Here is a 16,793-nt window from a genome sequence, read left to right as displayed (position 1 = left end):
CCTTAACATGGTCATTATTCACCTTGATATATCCTTTTTTATGCTATTAGAAAGTGGGTTATAAATAAGTGCTTCTTCTAAATGATCTGGAGAAAAATGAGAGTATCTCATGGTCATTTTTATATCGGTATGTCCTAGAACTCTTTGCAATACGAGGATGTTTCCACCATTCATCATAAAATGGCTGGCAAAGGTATGCCTTAAAACATGGGTAAGTTGTCCGGCGGGTAGTTCAATGCCAGCGCGTTGTAGTGCGTTTCGGAACGCATAATAACAAGGAGTGAAGAGAGAACCGTTCTTTTTCGGCATTTCATCGAACAGTTCTGCCGCAAGGGGAATGGTACGGTTGCGCTTGCCTTTAGTTTTGATAAATGTAACTTTTCCAGCAGCAACCTGCGACCGCTTTAATGTTTCTGCTTCACTCCAGCGTGCGCCAGTAGTCAGACATATTTTCACAATCATTTCGAGATCTTTGGCTGAACTATTACGACATTCTTGCAAAAGAACTTCAATTTGCTCCCCTGTAAGATATGCCATTTCACTTTCATCAGTTCTGAACTGCCGGACGTTTTCCAGAGGATTGGGAGCTTTCCATTCGCCGAGTCTTTTCAGCTCATTGAACACAGCGAGAAAATAGGCGTGTTCCAGATTAAGGGTGCGAGGAGATACTTTCGATACGCGTTTAGTCCTGGCAAATTCACCTTCAAGTCTTTTGGCTCGATAAGCAGTGAATAGCTGGGCGTTAAACTCTGTTGCCAGCGGTGACCCCATACACTCCGCAGCCCAAAGCATAGAACTTTTGCGCTTCTCACCATCATTCAAAGTGATGCCATGACGATCAAACCAGAGATGAATTAAATCAGACAAGCGACGAATGTCTTTGCCTTCTCCGAGCCAAGGGGAATCATCAATTTTTTGCAGCGTATAGTTTTCGAAAGCAAGCGCTTCCCCTTTGGTGGAGAACTTCTTGCGGATGCGCTTGCCATCTTTGCCGTTGCTACGGTCTACAGCGTAAAAATCTGCGACCCATTGACCATCAGCTAGTTTTCTTACAGGCATAACTTAACCGTTTAGAATGCGTTGTTTTTGCTGTTGGAATTCTTCGTCACTGAGAATACCTTTTTCTTTGAGAGCAGCTAAGCGTTCCATTTGAGAGATTAAATCGTCGGCCTGTGGATTAGGTTGTTCAACCAGTTGCGAGGTTTCATTCTGAGCGTTGCGGGTAGAGTTGATCAGGTTTGTGAAAGGAATAACCGATGCCTTCATGACATTTTTGATGGTATATGTTTGGCCGCTGGTCGAAATCATAATCTCACCCAGAAGCAAACCTGTTTTTCCACCAACACTTACAATGTTTTTGAGATTTACATCTACCTGCTTAACGCCAAAAACCATGCCCTTATCCAGGAAAATGACTCGTTGGTTTGTAAGAGTAATTAGCCAGGTATTACCACCCATCGCTCCGCTTGCCACTGCCAGCGGTTGCTCACCAGAGTTGAGAATGCTTGGTAAATGGAAAAACTCTTTCTTCGTGCCAAACGAGGAGTCAGAAACCACTTTTGCCAGACGAGAAAATTCTTTTTTAGCTGATCTTTGGAAGCTGTTTTGTAGTCAATCATTATGAAATCCTTATCTTATTTTAAAGTTAATACAACCCTGCCTATAATTTTTATGTCATCAATAGCACAATCAAATGCCATGCCTACGCCGCTAACGCGCACTTTACCAACCGGGATACGTGTAAGCGTTCGGATACTCGTCTTGCCCTCAACTTCAACCAACCAGTTATCGTCATATACCTCAGTAAATGACTCGTCAACGATGTACTGGGTTAGCCCATCAATAATGCACATTGGTTGCTGTGGTAGTGGCTTACCAGGTAGGAAAGTGACTTTATCTAGCCTTAAAACTCCAGAGTCATAAAGGTGACCATCGACGATCTTATGACGTGGTGCTTTGATAATATCTAATTCTTCATTCTCAAACTTCGGTCCCCGACCAGTTGCCAACCATTCAAGACTTACACCTGTTTCGGCCATGCACTTGATCATGATGTCGGCAGGAAGCCCCCCACGTTTGTAGCGCGAAGACAATGAACTGGCTGCAATATCAAGAATTTCAGCCAGTTGCATTTTCTGTGTGAAGCCATATGCCTCTATAACTCTATCCAGCACTGGTGCGCTGTCTGTATCAGGGTCAATTCGGAATCGTGCCATTTTATACTCAAGCTTCTTAGATTTTATCTAAATCAGATTGACGCTTAGATATTATCTAACTAACCTTGCTCCGTAGTTTGAATGTAGCCTTATATAACCCTGTATTGCCGTACAGGTTAACTGACGGAGTTTGCACTATGCGCCCCAACATTACAATCATCATCCCAGAGCCGTACTTGCCGCTAGATGAGTATTGCCGCCGCACTGGCACCAACAAAGAAACCGCTAGGAACCTGATTGAATACGGGAAATTACCAATTAAGCCGAAAGGAAAGCAGAAGAAAGGGTTAGTTGAAATCAACATGGCCGCGCTTACCATTCAGGCACTAAGCGAATGTGACATTTCGCTTAACGCGTAAATCATCCTATCGATTAGCTAGAGGCGAATCATGTTTGATTTTCAGGTTTCCAAACATCCACATTATGACGAAGCGTGCCGGACTTTTGCTTTGCGTCACAACATGGCAAAGCTGGCAGAGCGAGCGGGCATGAATGTGCAGACGTTACGTAACAAGCTCAATCCGGATCAACCCCACCAATTCACCCCGCCTGAATTATGGCTGCTTACCGACCTGACAGAAGACTCAATTCTTGTTGATGGGTTCTTGGCTCAAATTCAATGCTTGCCATGTGTACCAATTAACGAGTTAGCGAAAGATAAATTGCAGTTCTACGTCATGCGAGCCATGAGCGAATTAGGAGAACTAGCGAGCGGTGCGGTATCTGATGAGCGTCTGACCTCTGCCCGTAAGCACAACATGATTGAAAGCGTTAACGCTGGCATTCGCATGTTGTCACTTTCTGCGCTGGCAATACAGGCACGACTCCAGGCCAACCCAGCAATGTCGAGCGTGGTCGATACCATGAGCGGTATTGGCGCATCGTTCGGCCTGATTTAAGAGGATGAAAATGGAACCGTCATTCGCGTCACTGCTAAAGCGCCAAAGCCCTTCGATGAGCTACGGTCACGGATGGATTATGGGTGATGATAATACTCGCTGGCATCCATGCCGCGACCAGTCTGCATTGCTAAATGGCCTGCGTACCCAAAAGCCGACACTCTTCACCAGACTCATAAAGCGCTGGAGGGCTCAATGAATAATGTTGCTCTGGTTAAGTCCGTTAAAACAACGCAGACAACGTTTAACAATGTGTACTTCATGCATGCGCGAATTGATGGCCCGTTAAAGATGACCGGTGACGAATGTCTCGCTCGTTTCCGTCAGCAGCTGAAAGCCACCAATAATGCAGCGCAGCGCAATTTTAATAAGCTCGACAATAACTTTAAATTCGTTGTCCTGACGCTGGCTAACCGCCTGGAGCCGTCATCATTTAAACCAGATGAAATCGGTAAGCCGTTCGAGTTTTTCGAACAGGCACGCCGCGCACTGATTATCCGGTCGATGAATGAGATCACCCGCTGGGGAAGTTTGCTCCCTTCACGCTTTTCAAAGTACGACTGTTATTTAACTGAGTAATTAATCCATCCAAAAGCAATGGCGTAAACCCGCCGGGCATTCCTTTGCCCAAATTCAGGAGAAGCTTTATGCGAAACACCGAAAACCACAAAATTGAAGCTGAAAATACCGCCTTGGTTTCTTTGCTGAATAAAGCAAAAAACGAAGAGCGCAAAGACCGCGCGCTGGCCGTTTCATTGCGTCTTGAGGCTCTGGCGATTCATATCACCCGCGAGGGTATGAACGGCACTGAGGCCGCGGAGCTGCTGCGCCGCGAAGCACTCCGTTATGAAAATGAATCGCAGGAGCTGCACTAATGGCCGATGCAATGGATTTAGCGCAGCAGCGCGAGCACGAAGAGCGTGAGCGTCATATTAATAATGCGCGTAGCCGTATCGCTGCACCTTCCCGTTTTCTCTGTGAAGAATGCGACGCACCAATCCCGGAAGCTCGCCGTGCAGCTGTGCCAGGTGTCGGATATTGCGTGACCTGTCAGGAAATCGCAGAGCTGAAAAATCAGCATTACAGGGGAGGTGTCTGATGGGAACCCATGTTCTAAAAATACTCCCTAATCATTACATGGCAGTCATCAGCGGACGAAAAAAGGCCGAATTACGAAAAAACGACAGGGATTACAACGAGGGGGATCGCCTTCATTTTCGTGAGTGGGCTCGCGGGAAATATACAGGGCGCGAACTGGTAGTTCGTGTAACTCATGTTCTGGATTGCTCCTGCGTTATTGAAGGTGCTGACCAATGGGTTGTTTTATCCATTCGAATGCCAAATCGCAGCTTTTATGAAATTCCTGACTGCCTTATGAACGGCTTCCGGGGTTGAGGAAGTGACAAAAGCTATTATTCAGTTTGCCTGGCCGTGGAATGCGCCACGGCAGGCAATTGCCAGTCCATATCTTACCCATAAAGAAAAGCACCGCCGCGATCGAGAGATTGCGGCGTTGCTGCGGGCGCGTACCGAGCTGGCAAAGCAGCCTGATTGCGTAAGTTATGAGATCAATCGCCGCGTCGATTATTTAGAGCGTACCTATGGTGCTCAACGAGCCAATGCTCACCTCGTCACATTTGTAAGGCGAGCATTGCCACGTCTTGAGCTGGTTGCCGGTAAATATTCCCTTAGCGGTATCGCTCCAGATTTATCCCGGCTTCTTTTTGGTGGGCGTTTTGACTCACCCGAAATCAGCTTTCTTGCTTCCCGCCTGATAAACATGACCGCCCGTTATAACCGCCTGCAGGATATGTCCAAATCCGATATCGAGCTGCTGGCCGGTGACATTGCTAATTACATTACAGGCGAAATTGGGGTAATTGAAGGCGATGTTGGAAGTCTAAAAGTACTGCATCAGATCTACATGCGCGCAGCGATTATCGCGCAGCATTTCAGATGCATGCCGCCGCTGTGGGAACGCGTGACAGCCAGACTGGTATCGCTGGATGACATTGCCCCTGCAGTGCTGAGGATGACCAATGAAAAATGGTGGCGTGGTCGCCTGCGCCGCGTTGCCGCCGAATGGCGTGAACATCTGCAAATCGCTTTAGGCAATGTCAGTAAAAAATGCACCTTACGCCAGTAAGGCCTGCATAGCGGACTGGCGCGAGCAAAAGCGTCGCACACGTGAGTTTCTCAAAGGGATGGATCTGATAGACGACGAAGGGAACCGTATCAGCCTCATCGATAAATACGACGGCAGCGTCGCGAACCCGCCTATCCGTCGTGGGGAATTGATGACTCGCATTAGCGGCTTTGAAAAATCTCAAACGAGCTGGGCTATATGGGCGAGTTCTACACCATCACTGCACCTTCGAAATACCACGCCACAACGAAAGCAGGCTACCGCAACAACAAATGGAATGGTGCAAGCCCAGCCGATACTCAGTCTTACCTGAGCGGCGTCTGGTCGCGTATTCGGGCCAAACTTCACCGTCAGGATGTGCGTATTTTCGGGATCCGCGTAGCTGAACCTCATCACGATGGAACTCCCCACTGGCATATGCTGATTTTCATGCTGCCGCAGGATGTTGATCGTGTTCGCGCCGTCATGCAGGAGCATGCGCACAAAGAAGATGACGCAGAGCTGCTGAGTGCCAAAGCTCGCAAGGCGCGTTTTCATGCCGAAGCCATCGACCCGGAAAAAGGCAGCGCCACCGGCTACGTGGCTAAATACATCAGTAAAAATATCGATGGGTTTGCGCTTGATGACGAGCGCGATGACGAAAGCGGTGAGCTGCTGAAAGAAACTGCGCCTGCGGTCGCTGCCTGGGCGGCGCGCTGGCGTATCCGTCAGTTTCAGTTTATCGGCGGTGCGCCGGTGACTGTCTACCGCGAACTGCGAAAAATGGCTGACTCGGAAACGGCCCATGGTCTGAGCGTGGAATTTGCCGCCGTGCATGATGCGGCCGACGGCGGTCGATGGGCTGATTATGTGAATGCCCAGGGCGGCCCCTTTGTGCGACGTGACGATCTCCAGGTGCGCACATGGTATGAGCCGACCGATACGTGCAACGAATACGGAGAGGAATGTGTGCGTATCAAAGGTGTGTTCGATACCACCGTTGGCAAAGACACGCCGATTATTACCCGTCTCATCCAGTGGAAGATTGTCCCCAAACTCGCCCTTGATTTGGAAGTTGACCTTAAGGGCGATCCTTCGCCCTCTCGGAGTTCTGTCAATAACTGTACGGGAAGCGAAAGCGACCCACCGATGCTGGATTTAACCAAACCTCTGAGTCGGCGTGAAAGGCGAGAGCTGACAAAGCGACTCAGGAAACCGAAGCCACCTAAAAGGCCGAGATTTATCCACGGAACGGATGAGCAAAACGCAGCTATTGCTAAAACTATCGACGAGATACATCTGACCACCGGCATCACTATCAGCCGGGGTGAAGCACTGCACCTGATAGCAGGTGGTAAAAGTTGTTTGGACGGCAAATGGCTTAAAGGGACGGCCACTGGAGAGATCTTTTCCGCTGCCCCATCACAGCATGCTAAAGCCAGGAAATATCATGCTAAAGCTCAGGAAATCGTAAGCCGTGTAGCGGATTTAGCAGAATCAGTAATGAGAAAATTCCATTAATGTTTATCCTTATCATGCACATACATTGTGTTTCTAGATGATTTCATTTCGCAAATTCAGTTAATTTATGTTACTGTGTTTATATACAGTATCTCGCAATGGAGGATGTGTGGATAGAGAGTTGAATGAGCACGTTATGATTGAGCGGGTCGAAATGATTGCGCGTCTAACGGCTGAGGGCGCTTGTCAGGAAAGAGACCGTGAAATTGCTTTGAATTTAATTGCAGATATCACTGGCAGAAATCTGTCAGAAGGTCATTCATATTCAGTAATCCTTTCGCTAGACCCTATGCAGGTGGAGCGTTGAGCGAAGACAATGCAGCCTCTAATTGTTCGTAGCTTTATCGATAGAGGGTTTGCTCAGTGAGCGATGTTTAGCTAGAATAATCAAGCTCTTTAGCTTAGGACCAAATCAACGGTCTAGCCGGGTGTTTAGCCAGGCTCTAATTTATTGAACGACATAAGGTTGCGAAAGGTGCAGAGCCCGGCCTTCGTACCTTGTCCGGGAGCTGCACCTTTCGCTTCCTTTAGTAAAGAGTCACACGCCCAAGGCTTGCCTTGGGCGCTTCAATTAGAGGCAACGATGCTTTTTTCAGATAGAATTTGCGATGAGTTAGGATATTCAAAGCGGCAACTCAATTCTTTCCTCAAAAATGCACCTAGGAAGTATCGGGTCTACTCTATTCCAAAGCGCACAGTCGGCTATCGAACAATCGCCCATCCTTCTAAAAAGCTGAAGGAAATTCAGCGTATCTGTGATGCTCTTTTGCAAGATATGTTGCCAGTTCATAATTGCGCTTATGCTTATAAGAAAGGCAGTAGCATTAAAAAAAATGCAATGCTTCATGTTTCCCAGTCGTATTTGCTAAAAATGGATTTTAGTAATTTCTTCAACTCAATTACACCAGATATGTTTTGGTCTAAAGTGGATGAGTTAGGGATCGATATAAATAAAAAGAAAGGGGAGGTTAACAAAGGTACTTTTTTGGCAACCGAACAGGCATGATTCTGATAAACTAAAATTAAGCATAGGCGCGCCTACTTCGCCACTAATAAGTAATTTTGTGGCGTACGAATTTGATTTTTTTCTTTCTGAATGGTGTCTTTCTCAAGGGATTATTTATAGCCGCTACGCTGATGATTTGACATTTTCAACATTCAAGGTTGGTATTTTATTTTCAGTGCCCAGAGTAGTTAAAGCATTTTTGAATAAATATTTTGATGGAATTACTGTTAATGAAGCAAAAACGAAATTTTCTTCGAAGAAGCATAATCGTCATGTTACAGGAATAACACTAACAGATGATGGTAGGATTTCACTGGGTAGAGATGAGAAGAGGCGTATTTTTCATTTTGTACATGCATTCTCTCTTGGAGAACTTGACCCGGATTTATTATCTAAACTTCGAGGCAAGATCATTTTTTATGAGCATATTCAACCGGGAATTATTAAGCGCTTATCAGATAAGTACACAGAAGAGTTAATTTTATCTTTGTTAAAGGGTGATTAAATGATTATTCGGCACGTTCTCGATTCAAAAATAATTGAGTCGGCAAGGAAAAATAGTTTAAAATCAAATTTTCAACTTGTCAAGGATATCACTGAAGGTAAGGTCGAGACTAAAGGTGATGGCGTTGCTGATGAGATTGTCACTTTGGTTAAAGAAAAGATTTCTAGTAAAAGGCTAAGGGTAAATCAAATTGGTGTCTACGGCGTTCGTGGAATTGAAGACATTACGCTGAAAATTGAAGATGACATTACGGTTATAATCGGTATTAACGGGTCGGGAAAGTCAACTATACTTGATAGCTTAAGTTTGACATTATCATGGCTTAAAGCAAATTTTATCAAAGAAGAGGGCGTGGGAACTTATTTAAGAGATTTAGATATAAATAACTCTAAGGAAGTCTCTTATGGAAGTGTCGCGTGTCGGCTTTCTCTAGAGGGGGAGGATTTTAATTTTCTTTCAACTAAATCAAAACCTGGTAAGGCTTTGAGTAGACGCAGTTCTTTGCAAGAGATCAAAGCTTTAGGTGGGCTCTATCGATATGTTAACTCTAAATTTTCTGATTCCAACCTTCCCTTGGTTGCCCATTATTCTGTAGCGAGATCAAATGAAGGTACAAAAGATGATTTTGCTAAGGTGGCGTCTCAGATTGGTATCAAGGACAAGTGGAGTAAATTTGATGCCTACGAAGACGTGCTTAAAGACCGACATGATTTTAATGAGTTTATTGTTTGGTTAGGGAGAATAGACAGCATAGCTCGGCAAGGTGGTGGAATAAATGAAGAGATTAGTAAGTTACAGTCTGAAATAGAAAGTACGAATAATTTGCTAAAAATGTTTAAGGATAAGGGTAATGACCTTTCCTTTATTCTACCACTGGAAGAGATAATAAGAAAAAAGAATCAAGAAATATCCGAAATATACAATGAAAATTTTAACCGGGATGAGGTGCTGGCTTCTAAAGTTTTTAAGCATATTAAGCAAGCAATAACAATTTTTATACCTGATATTAATGATGTCAGGTTGGTTTATGAACAAGAAGGTGTTAAGTTAGTTTTATATAAAAACAATAAAGAAATTAGTGCCCAGCAACTCTCTCAGGGGGAAAAGTCACTTTTGTCTTTAATTGGTGATTTGACTCGTAGGTTAGTGCTTCTAAATCCAAGTCTGGAAAATCCTCTTGATGGCGAAGGAATAGTTCTTATCGATGAGATAGACTTGCACTTACACCCTTCTTGGCAGCAAACGGTTATCATTAACCTTCAAAATACATTCCCTAACCTGCAATTAATCGTAACAACACATAGTCCACAAGTGCTGAGTACTGTCTACTCTAGATCTATTCGATCACTTCATGAAGTGAATGACGTTCTAAATACAATACCAAATCTTGATGTTAATAATAAAATAATGGCGTCTGAAACCCTGGATTTCAAACTAGAGGGGTTATGAGTACTGATATTTTATCTGAAATTATGGGTATTGATCCGGTTCCTCTAGTTAAGGAAGCAAAATGGGTTCAGGAATATCATGCAGCAATTGAACATGATAAACATACTGAAGGGGACTCCATTAGCTTGTGGGCGGATATTGTCGAGCACTTTGGTGAGAATCACCCAGTAGTAATAGCCTGCAAAAATGCTATTAGATTAAAAGGTATGAGAGGTAAGATCAGGGAGATGAAAAAAAATAAAAAAGAAAATATTCAAAAGGAAAAGGAGTGACACATGCATAAACTTTCAAGGTGTGCTCCCCAGTCACTTTGTCAAATTATGATTACAAAGTTCATAAATGGGATGAGTATATTCTCGATGTGAATAATAAAAGCGATGTGTGGGATGGGCTATTTTTGATGCAGGGGTATAGGTGTGCTTATTGCGAATGCGAGCTTTTGACATATTATAAAGGACATGTTGAGCATTTTGTTCAAAAAGGTAGATTTCCTCAGCTCACATTTGAGTGGGGAAACCTCTTTGGCTCATGCCGTAGAAGTGATGGTTGCGGCTTTTATAAGGACAATCAACCTTATAAGCAAGGTGATATTTTGAAGGTTGATGAAGATGATCCAGATGATTTTTTCGACTTTCTTGATGATGGCAGTATTGTCATCAAACCAAACTTAACACCCCAATGTGAGCATAGAGCGCGTGAAACTTTGCGGGTTTTTAATCTTGATGCTGAGCATGGGGCGCTGAGGCAGCAGAGAGCCACAGCAAGAAAGCTCTATTGTAACCTTATTGATGAGCTTAACGAGTACTATGAGGAATATGGTGCTGATGAGAATTTTGAAGAGCTGCTTGATGAGAATTTAGCTGCAATCGAAGGAGTTCCATTTCAAACTGCTATTCGGCATGGTTTTTATTGACTTTAATTAGGCCTACACAAGGCCTTTTTTGTATTTTGTTTTAACATCAAACCTTTTTCCTTTATGGTTTTTTAAGGTTAACAAAGGAAACGCAAAGGTGCATTGTTAGCTGCGTGAATTTGCATGCATCTTTAAAAGATATTTGTATGGCGTTAGCCATATCAGGCCTGTACAAAGTGATTGGATGCAGTTGCATCAAAACCGACCCCTAAAGCGGGCAGGCGTGGCGGGGATAGCATTGCGCGCTGGCGTGGTATTTATTTAATTTAATTACCGTCTGAGCGCGTCGTGATGGCGCTATCGGGTGCGCCGTTGCGCTCGGGTGAGGTTGTCGGGGGGCTCGTCGTATGGTGTGTCTGAGGGCGTGAGGCGAGGGCGTAAAAAAGCCGCAACGTGTGCGGCTAATGTTGGGGCTTATTCTGTCGGGGTAAGCTCGTATGGCTTAAAGCGGATCACCTCCTCGCCTATCCAGTCGTTAACCTCTTTGATGCGTTCCTGCAATGGCGTCAGCTCGTTACGTACAAACACCTGCGCCGCCTTTACAACGTCACCGAAACCGCCGGTATTGTTGGGGATAACCCCCATCATCTGCGGCGGCACGCGGTGCGCGCTCATTAAGTCCTCGGCGCTCGCTTTTTTAATGTTAAAGAAATCATCTTTGGTCGCCACCTCGCTGAGCGGCACGATTTTAATGCCGTCCGGTTTGCCGTTCGGGGCGTAGAAAAACAGGTTCTTAAAATTCCCCAGCCCCTTTGAGCTGCGCATCGCTTCACGCAGTGCTTCCACGTCAGTGCTGCTCTGGGCGGCATCAGTCACATACATGATGTAACCGGCGTGCGCACCGTTCTGGTAATACTTACGGCGGAACAGCGTGGCCGACTCATTCAGCCATGCAGAGTTAAGCGCGCTGAGGTATTCCGGCAGGCCGTACAGCTCCTGATTAATATCCGGCTCCAGCAGGTGAAACACCGAGCCCGGCGCGAACGCATGCGGGGTGACAAACGACTGTACGAACCAGTAGGCGTCCTCATCCGTCCCCCTGCGGGTGTATTTGGCCGGTGAGGTTTCAAGCCTGAGCAGCTTGCCGGTAACGCTCATACGCTTCTCTAAAAACGCGTTGCCGAACACCAGAAAATCCAGCGCGAAGCGGCTGAAATCCTGCTGTGAAAGCAGCGGGTGCGGGATAAACGTGGAGGCGAGGATATTGCGCTTCACGTAAATCGGCGAGCTGTGGTGCACGGCGGCGCGCAGCGTTTTCGCCAGCCCCGTAAAGCTCACCGGCGGCTCGTACCATCTGCCGTTACCGACGCACTCGGTGTAGTCCAGGATGTCGCGGCGGTCGAGCACCGGCGAAGGCTCACCAAAGGTAAAAGCTTCCATTTTTTGCGGCGCAGCTGCGGTGGCAACGGCTTTTTTAGCCGCGTGGTTTTTCGATTTCTTACCCATCAGTTGAACTCCAGAATTGAGGTGGATGCGTTGCCGCTGCCGGCGGTGAGTGGCTCGTTTAACAGGGCGTGCATGGTGGCCCAGGCGACGTCCGCGTGGCTGGCCTCGTCGCTGCGGCTGGCCTCATAGGTGCTGCTGCGTCCGCTGCCGGTCATGGTCTTGCGGATAGCCATGAACGAGGCGGTGATATCGGTGTAGCTGACGTCGTACTCCAGACAGCCACGGGCGATGGTGTCTTTCGCCTTCAGCACCATGGCGGTTTTCACCTCCGGGCTGTAGCGGATTTCCCGCGCTGCCGGGTAGAACGCGCGGACAAGCTGATAAACGCCCTGGCCGATGCCGGTCGCATCGATGCCGATGTATTCGACGTGGTATTTTTCGGTCAGCGTTTTGATGGACTCCGCCTGGGTGGCAAAGTCCATGCCTTTCCACTGGTGGCGCTCCAGAATCCTGAACTTGCCTCCGGCCACCACCGGCGGGGCCAGCACCACGCACCCGGCGCTGTCGCCGGTGTGTGACGGGTCGTAGCCAATCCATACCGGGCGATAGCCAAACGGGCGCGTCGCAAACGGCTGCCAGTCGTCCGCCCAGGCCTCCATACTGTCGACCATGCAGCGCTGCAGCTCCTCGAACGGGAAAACGGATGCCTTGTCGTCGACGAACTCGCACATGAATAAATTGCGGAAATCGTCCGCGCTGTTTTCCCGCTTAAGGGTGTCCAGGTCGAACAGGTCGCAGCCCCCGGCGAGCGCGTCCTCAATGGTGACAATCTGCCGCCACTGGCCGTCCCCGCAGGCCATGCCGTTTTTTAACGCCGCGTGGCTGATATCCAGGTCGACACACTCGCTTTTGTCCGCGCGCCCCTTGTTAAACAGCTCGCCGGACCAGAACGGGTAAGCGCCGTGCGCCAGCGTCGACGGGGTGGAGAAATACGTCGAGCGCAGGTGCTGCTGCGAGGCCATGCCCGATGCCACCTTGCGCAGCTTCTGGAAGTTGGGGATCCAGAAAATCTCATCGACCAGCAGGTCGCCGTTATGGCTCTGCGCGGTGTTGGAGTTGGTGCCGAGGAAAATCAGCTTTGCGCCGTTGTTGCCGATGACAATCGGGTCGCCGGTCAGGTCAACATCCACCAGGCGGGCGAACTGGATGATGTACTCGCGGAAGACGTACGCCTGCGTCTTACTGGCCGAGAGAAATATCTGGTTGTGGCCGGTTTTCAGGGCACGCAGCAGCGACTCGCGGGAGAAATAAAACGTCGCGCCAATCTGGCGGGATTTAAGGATGTTGCGGATGCGGTGCTCAAGGCCTGCCTTATGCCAGCCGAGCTGGTATTCGAACGACTCCGCAAAGAAAATCTCCTCCAGTTTTTCGATAGCCTCCTCGCTGAAAGTGTTCTTTTTCGGCTTCTTACGCTCCCCCTTATTGCGGTTGGCAACGTTCGGATTTAAGTCCGCCTCGTTGCCGGTCTGGCCGTAGCGGTTCACCCGCGCCAGCCGCTCAATCTGTCGGCCTAACAGGTCAATCTCCTTGAAGTCTCCCCCGTCCTTTTTGGTTTTGGTAATGAGCTGGATTAACCGCGCTTCCAGGCTGTTCTCAACGCGGGTGATGGGGGCTACAGCGTCCCATCCGTCGCGCTGCTTCCAGCTCTGCACGGTGGGGCGTTTGTGGCCGAGCATGTCGGCAATCTGCGGCACGGAAAAGCCCTGCCAGTAAAGCAGTGCGGCCTTCCGGCGCGGATCGTGCAGCAGTGAGGTGTCTGTGGTGATGGTCATGGTTGCCTCGCGTTAATCGATACGGGCAAGGCTACTTAAGCGGCGTGGGATGCGCGCTAAGGTGCTGTTGTGTCAGGGATAAGCCACCCGGGACAGATGGCAGGATGCGGAGCGAGTCGGGAAACTAGCCCTGACCTAACCACCCACACTCAGGACTGCTGACCATGGCAAAAAAAGTATCGAAGTTATTTCGCATCGGCGTCGAGGGCGACACCTGTGACGGGCGACTTATCAGCGGCACGGATATTCAGGAAATGGCCGCCTCATTTGACCCGCGCGTTTACGGCTGCCGCATCAACCTTGAGCACCTGCGCGGCATTGTTCCCGACAGCATTTTCCAGCGCTACGGCGACGTGGTGGAGCTGAAGGCGGCGCAGATTGAAGACGATTCCGTGCTTAACGGCAAGTGGGCGCTGTTCGCGAAAATTGCCCCGCTGGAGAACCTGGTCGACATGGTCGGCAAGGGCCAGAAGGTTTACACCTCAATGGAAATTCAGCCGAACTTTGCCAACACCGGCAAATGCTATCTGGTTGGCCTTGCGGTTACCGACGACCCGGCAAGCCTCGGCACCGAATATCTGGAATTCTGCCGCACCGCAAAATCCAACCCGCTTAACCGCTTTAAAACCAGCCCGGACAATCTGATTTCCGCCGCCACACTCGCCGAGCTGGAATTCGAAGAGCAGCCCGACACCATGCTCACGGCGCTTGCCGACAAGGTGAAAGGCATTTTCAGCCGCAAACAGGCCGACGATGACGCGCGCTTTAACGACGTGCATGAGGCGGTGACCGTCGTCACCGAGCAGGTGCAGGCCAACCACGAAAGCGCGGAGCAGCGCCTGGCCGCCATGGAGCTGTCCATCAAAACCCTGAAAGACGACCTCACCGGCGAGCTGGCGCAAAGCCAGCAGAAGCTTACCGAGCTTGAAGCCTCGCTGGATAAAACCGAGAGCTTTAGCCAGCGCCGCCGGGAGCCGTCGAGCGGCGGCAACGGCGACTCGATGCTCACCAACTGCTGAGCCCGGAAACGCCCGGAAACAAAACTAAAACCCAATCAGGAATCACTATGAAGCCGCAGACCCGATTTAAATTTAACGCCTACCTCACCCAGGTGGCGAAGCTCAACAACGTTGACGCCGGTGATATGACCAAAAAATTCAGCGTCGACCCGTCTGTCACCCAGACGCTGATGAACACCATGCAGGAGTCGTCCGACTTTCTGACCCGTATCAACATGGTGCCGGTCGCCGAAATGAAGGGCGAGAAAATCGGCGTCGGCGTGTCCGGCTCGATTGCCAGCACCGCCGACACCGCCGCCGGTAAAGAGCGTCAGACCGAAGATTTCACCGCGCTGGAGTCCAACAGGTACGAGTGCGATCAGATTAACTTTGATTTCCATATCCGCTTCCGCACCCTGGATTTATGGGCGCGTTTCCAGGACTTCCAGCTGCGTATCCGCAACGCCATCATCAAGCGCCAGTCGCTCGATTTAATGATGGCCGGTTTCAACGGCATCAAACGCGCGCCAACGTCTGACCGCAGCAAGAATCCGCTGTTGCAGGACGTGGCCGTCGGCTGGCTGCAGAAGTACCGCACCGAAGCGCCCGCGCGCGTGATGGACAAAATCACCGCCGAAGATGGCAGCGTGATTTCGGAGGTGATCCGCATCGGTAAAAACGGTGATTTCGCGAACCTCGACGCCCTGGTGATGGACGCCACCAATAACCTGATTGCGCCCTGGTATCAGGAAGACCCGGATTTAGTCGTCATCTGTGGCCGCCAGCTGCTGGCCGACAAGTATTTCCCGATTGTGAACCAAGAGCAGGCGAACACCGAGGCGATGGCCGCCGACGTCATTGTCAGCCAGAAGCGTATCGGCAACCTGCCCGCCGTGCGCGTGCCGTACTTCCCGGCTAACGGCCTGATGGTCACCACCCTAGAGAACCTGTCGATTTACTACATGGACGACAGCCACCGCCGCATCATCGATGAGAACGGCAAGCTCGACCGTATCGAAAACTATGAGTCGATGAACATCGATTACGTTATCGAGGACTACGCCGCCGGCTGCCTGATTGAGAACATCAAACTCGGTGAGTTCCCGGCGCCACCGAAAGATGAACCGGCGCAGGAGGCGTAAGCCATGACGAGTCCCGCAGCGCGTCACATGATGCGGGTCTCGGCCATTGTGACCGCGCGGCGGGAAGATAACCCGCTGCGTCACGCCTCTGCCTATGAGCAGATGCTGGTCAAGCTGGCCGCAGACCAACGCACGTTAAAAACCATTCATTCCATTGAGCGCAAGGCCGACAAAAAGCGCGATCTGCTGCCGTCGTACGCTCCGTGGGTGGCCGGTGTACTGGCCGAGGGCAAAGGCGCGCAGGATGACATCGTGATGACCGTCATGCTGTGGAAGCTCGATGCCGGTGACATTGCCGGGGCGCTGGAGATTGCCCGCTACGCGTTGCGCTACGGCCTCACCATGCCTGCCGCGTTTCGCCGCACCACGCCCTATACGCTGGCCGAAGATGTTGCCCTGGCCGCCATGCGCGCCCGCGATGCCGGTGAGCCTGTCGACATCGGCCTGCTGCTGACCACGCAGTCGCTCACCGCCGGGGCGGATATGCCGGACAAGGTGCGCGCCAGACTGCACAAAGTAACCGGGCTGGTACAGCGAGACCTCGGTCAACTGGTCGAAGCGATCACCCAGCTCCGCAGGGCTATGCAGCTCGACGCGCAGGCGGGCGTCAAAAAGGACATTGAGCGCCTCGAAAGCGCCCTAAAGCCGAAGCCCGCACCGGTTAAAAAACCAAAGACAAAACCCAGAGCGCGTAAACCTGCGACGACGCCAGGCAAACGCGGTCGCCCCCGCAAAGTGGATAAAACCACCGGTTAAGAATGCGCCCCGCGCCGGACGGCACGCCGGTTGAGACTGGATTTA

The 16,793-nt window shown here is 49.7% G+C and carries 20 protein-coding genes and 2 pseudogenes; 17 read left to right on the top strand and 5 right to left on the bottom strand.

Features of this window, described 5'->3' with window-relative positions:
* Positions 1-18: 18 nt before the first annotated feature.
* From ACA108_18925 to ACA108_18915, 3 genes are all read right to left on the bottom strand, one after another.
* Positions 19-1,059, bottom strand: a complete 1,041-nt coding sequence (locus ACA108_18925; protein XEX95384.1) for a tyrosine-type recombinase/integrase — start codon at positions 1,057-1,059, stop codon at positions 19-21.
* A 3-nt stretch (positions 1,060-1,062) separates the two neighbouring features.
* The gene (locus tag ACA108_18920; GenBank protein XEX95383.1) at positions 1,063-1,557 is read right to left on the bottom strand and encodes a PH domain-containing protein; all 495 of its coding nucleotides are present in this window, start codon (positions 1,555-1,557) and stop codon (positions 1,063-1,065) included.
* A gap of 77 nt (positions 1,558-1,634) precedes the next feature.
* Positions 1,635-2,216 (bottom strand): phage repressor protein CI, encoded by a 582-nt coding sequence (locus ACA108_18915; GenBank protein XEX95382.1) that lies wholly within the window; start codon positions 2,214-2,216, stop codon positions 1,635-1,637.
* 137 nt (positions 2,217-2,353) lie between these two features.
* Between ACA108_18915 and ACA108_18910 the strand changes: the two genes are divergently transcribed.
* The 14 genes and pseudogenes from ACA108_18910 (at position 2,354) to ptuB (ending at position 10,634) form a co-directional block, all read left to right on the top strand.
* On the top strand, positions 2,354-2,575 hold the full coding sequence (locus tag ACA108_18910) for a regulator (GenBank protein ID XEX95381.1): 222 nt from the start codon (positions 2,354-2,356) through the stop codon (positions 2,573-2,575).
* A 30-nt stretch (positions 2,576-2,605) separates the two neighbouring features.
* Positions 2,606-3,115 carry a phage regulatory CII family protein gene (locus ACA108_18905; GenBank protein ID XEX95380.1) on the top strand — a complete coding sequence of 170 codons (510 nt, stop codon included), beginning with the start codon at positions 2,606-2,608 and terminating at the stop codon, positions 3,113-3,115.
* Between the two features lie 10 nt (positions 3,116-3,125).
* Positions 3,126-3,314, top strand: coding sequence for a phage filamentation protein Fil family protein (locus ACA108_18900; GenBank protein ID XEX95379.1), 189 nt, complete (start codon positions 3,126-3,128; stop codon positions 3,312-3,314).
* Entirely contained in the window at positions 3,311-3,694 is a 384-nt protein-coding gene (locus ACA108_18895; protein XEX95378.1) for a hypothetical protein, read from the top strand. Before ACA108_18900 ends, ACA108_18895 begins: the two co-directional genes overlap by 4 nt.
* Positions 3,695-3,762: 68 nt before the next feature.
* Positions 3,763-3,990, top strand: a complete 228-nt coding sequence (locus ACA108_18890) for a DUF2732 family protein (protein XEX95377.1) — start codon at positions 3,763-3,765, stop codon at positions 3,988-3,990.
* A complete protein-coding gene (locus tag ACA108_18885; GenBank protein ID XEX95376.1) occupies positions 3,990-4,214 on the top strand; it encodes a TraR/DksA family transcriptional regulator in 225 nt (74 codons plus the stop codon). Before ACA108_18890 ends, ACA108_18885 begins: the two co-directional genes overlap by 1 nt.
* Entirely contained in the window at positions 4,214-4,510 is a 297-nt protein-coding gene (locus ACA108_18880; GenBank protein XEX95375.1) for a DUF3850 domain-containing protein, read from the top strand. Before ACA108_18885 ends, ACA108_18880 begins: the two co-directional genes overlap by 1 nt.
* A gap of 415 nt (positions 4,511-4,925) precedes the next feature.
* Positions 4,926-6,761, top strand: a pseudogene (locus ACA108_18875) (replication endonuclease).
* Positions 6,762-6,870: 109 nt separating this feature from the next.
* A pseudogene (locus tag ACA108_18870) lies at positions 6,871-7,053 on the top strand (DinI family protein).
* A gap of 183 nt (positions 7,054-7,236) precedes the next feature.
* A complete protein-coding gene (locus ACA108_18865) occupies positions 7,237-7,767 on the top strand; it encodes a reverse transcriptase domain-containing protein (GenBank protein XEX95374.1) in 531 nt (176 codons plus the stop codon).
* Positions 7,712-8,272, top strand: coding sequence for a reverse transcriptase domain-containing protein (locus ACA108_18860; protein XEX98162.1), 561 nt, complete (start codon positions 7,712-7,714; stop codon positions 8,270-8,272). The genes ACA108_18865 and ACA108_18860 overlap by 56 nt, the downstream gene beginning before the upstream one ends.
* Complete coding sequence (locus ACA108_18855; protein XEX95373.1) at positions 8,273-9,721, top strand: AAA family ATPase; 1,449 nt, start codon at positions 8,273-8,275, stop codon at positions 9,719-9,721.
* Positions 9,718-9,993 carry a hypothetical protein gene (locus tag ACA108_18850; GenBank protein ID XEX95372.1) on the top strand — a complete coding sequence of 92 codons (276 nt, stop codon included), beginning with the start codon at positions 9,718-9,720 and terminating at the stop codon, positions 9,991-9,993. The genes ACA108_18855 and ACA108_18850 overlap by 4 nt, the downstream gene beginning before the upstream one ends.
* A 20-nt stretch (positions 9,994-10,013) precedes the next feature.
* On the top strand, positions 10,014-10,634 hold the full coding sequence (gene ptuB / locus ACA108_18845; protein ID XEX95371.1) for a retron Ec78 anti-phage system effector HNH endonuclease PtuB: 621 nt from the start codon (positions 10,014-10,016) through the stop codon (positions 10,632-10,634).
* 414 nt (positions 10,635-11,048) lie between these two features.
* Here the strand turns inward: ptuB and ACA108_18840 are convergent, their stop codons facing one another.
* Complete coding sequence (locus ACA108_18840; GenBank protein XEX95370.1) at positions 11,049-12,080, bottom strand: phage portal protein; 1,032 nt, start codon at positions 12,078-12,080, stop codon at positions 11,049-11,051.
* Positions 12,080-13,852, bottom strand: coding sequence for a terminase ATPase subunit family protein (locus ACA108_18835; GenBank protein ID XEX95369.1), 1,773 nt, complete (start codon positions 13,850-13,852; stop codon positions 12,080-12,082). The genes ACA108_18840 and ACA108_18835 overlap by 1 nt, the downstream gene beginning before the upstream one ends.
* 164 nt (positions 13,853-14,016) lie before the next feature.
* Between ACA108_18835 and ACA108_18830 the strand changes: the two genes are divergently transcribed.
* The 3 genes from ACA108_18830 to ACA108_18820 are packed head-to-tail and all read left to right on the top strand — an operon-like array spanning position 14,017 to position 16,748.
* The gene (locus ACA108_18830; GenBank protein XEX95368.1) at positions 14,017-14,871 is read left to right on the top strand and encodes a GPO family capsid scaffolding protein; all 855 of its coding nucleotides are present in this window, start codon (positions 14,017-14,019) and stop codon (positions 14,869-14,871) included.
* Positions 14,872-14,918: 47 nt separating this feature from the next.
* Positions 14,919-15,992 carry a phage major capsid protein, P2 family gene (locus tag ACA108_18825; GenBank protein XEX95367.1) on the top strand — a complete coding sequence of 358 codons (1,074 nt, stop codon included), beginning with the start codon at positions 14,919-14,921 and terminating at the stop codon, positions 15,990-15,992.
* A 3-nt stretch (positions 15,993-15,995) separates the two neighbouring features.
* Positions 15,996-16,748 (top strand): terminase endonuclease subunit, encoded by a 753-nt coding sequence (locus ACA108_18820; protein XEX95366.1) that lies wholly within the window; start codon positions 15,996-15,998, stop codon positions 16,746-16,748.
* Positions 16,749-16,793 lie beyond the last annotated feature (45 nt).

Origin of the sequence: Dryocola sp. LX212 (assembly GCA_041504365.1) — a bacterium.
Taxonomy (GTDB): Bacteria; Pseudomonadota; Gammaproteobacteria; order Enterobacterales; family Enterobacteriaceae; genus Dryocola.
The sequence above is the reverse complement of the archived record's forward strand: the minus strand, read 5'-3'. Positions and strand labels throughout refer to the sequence as shown.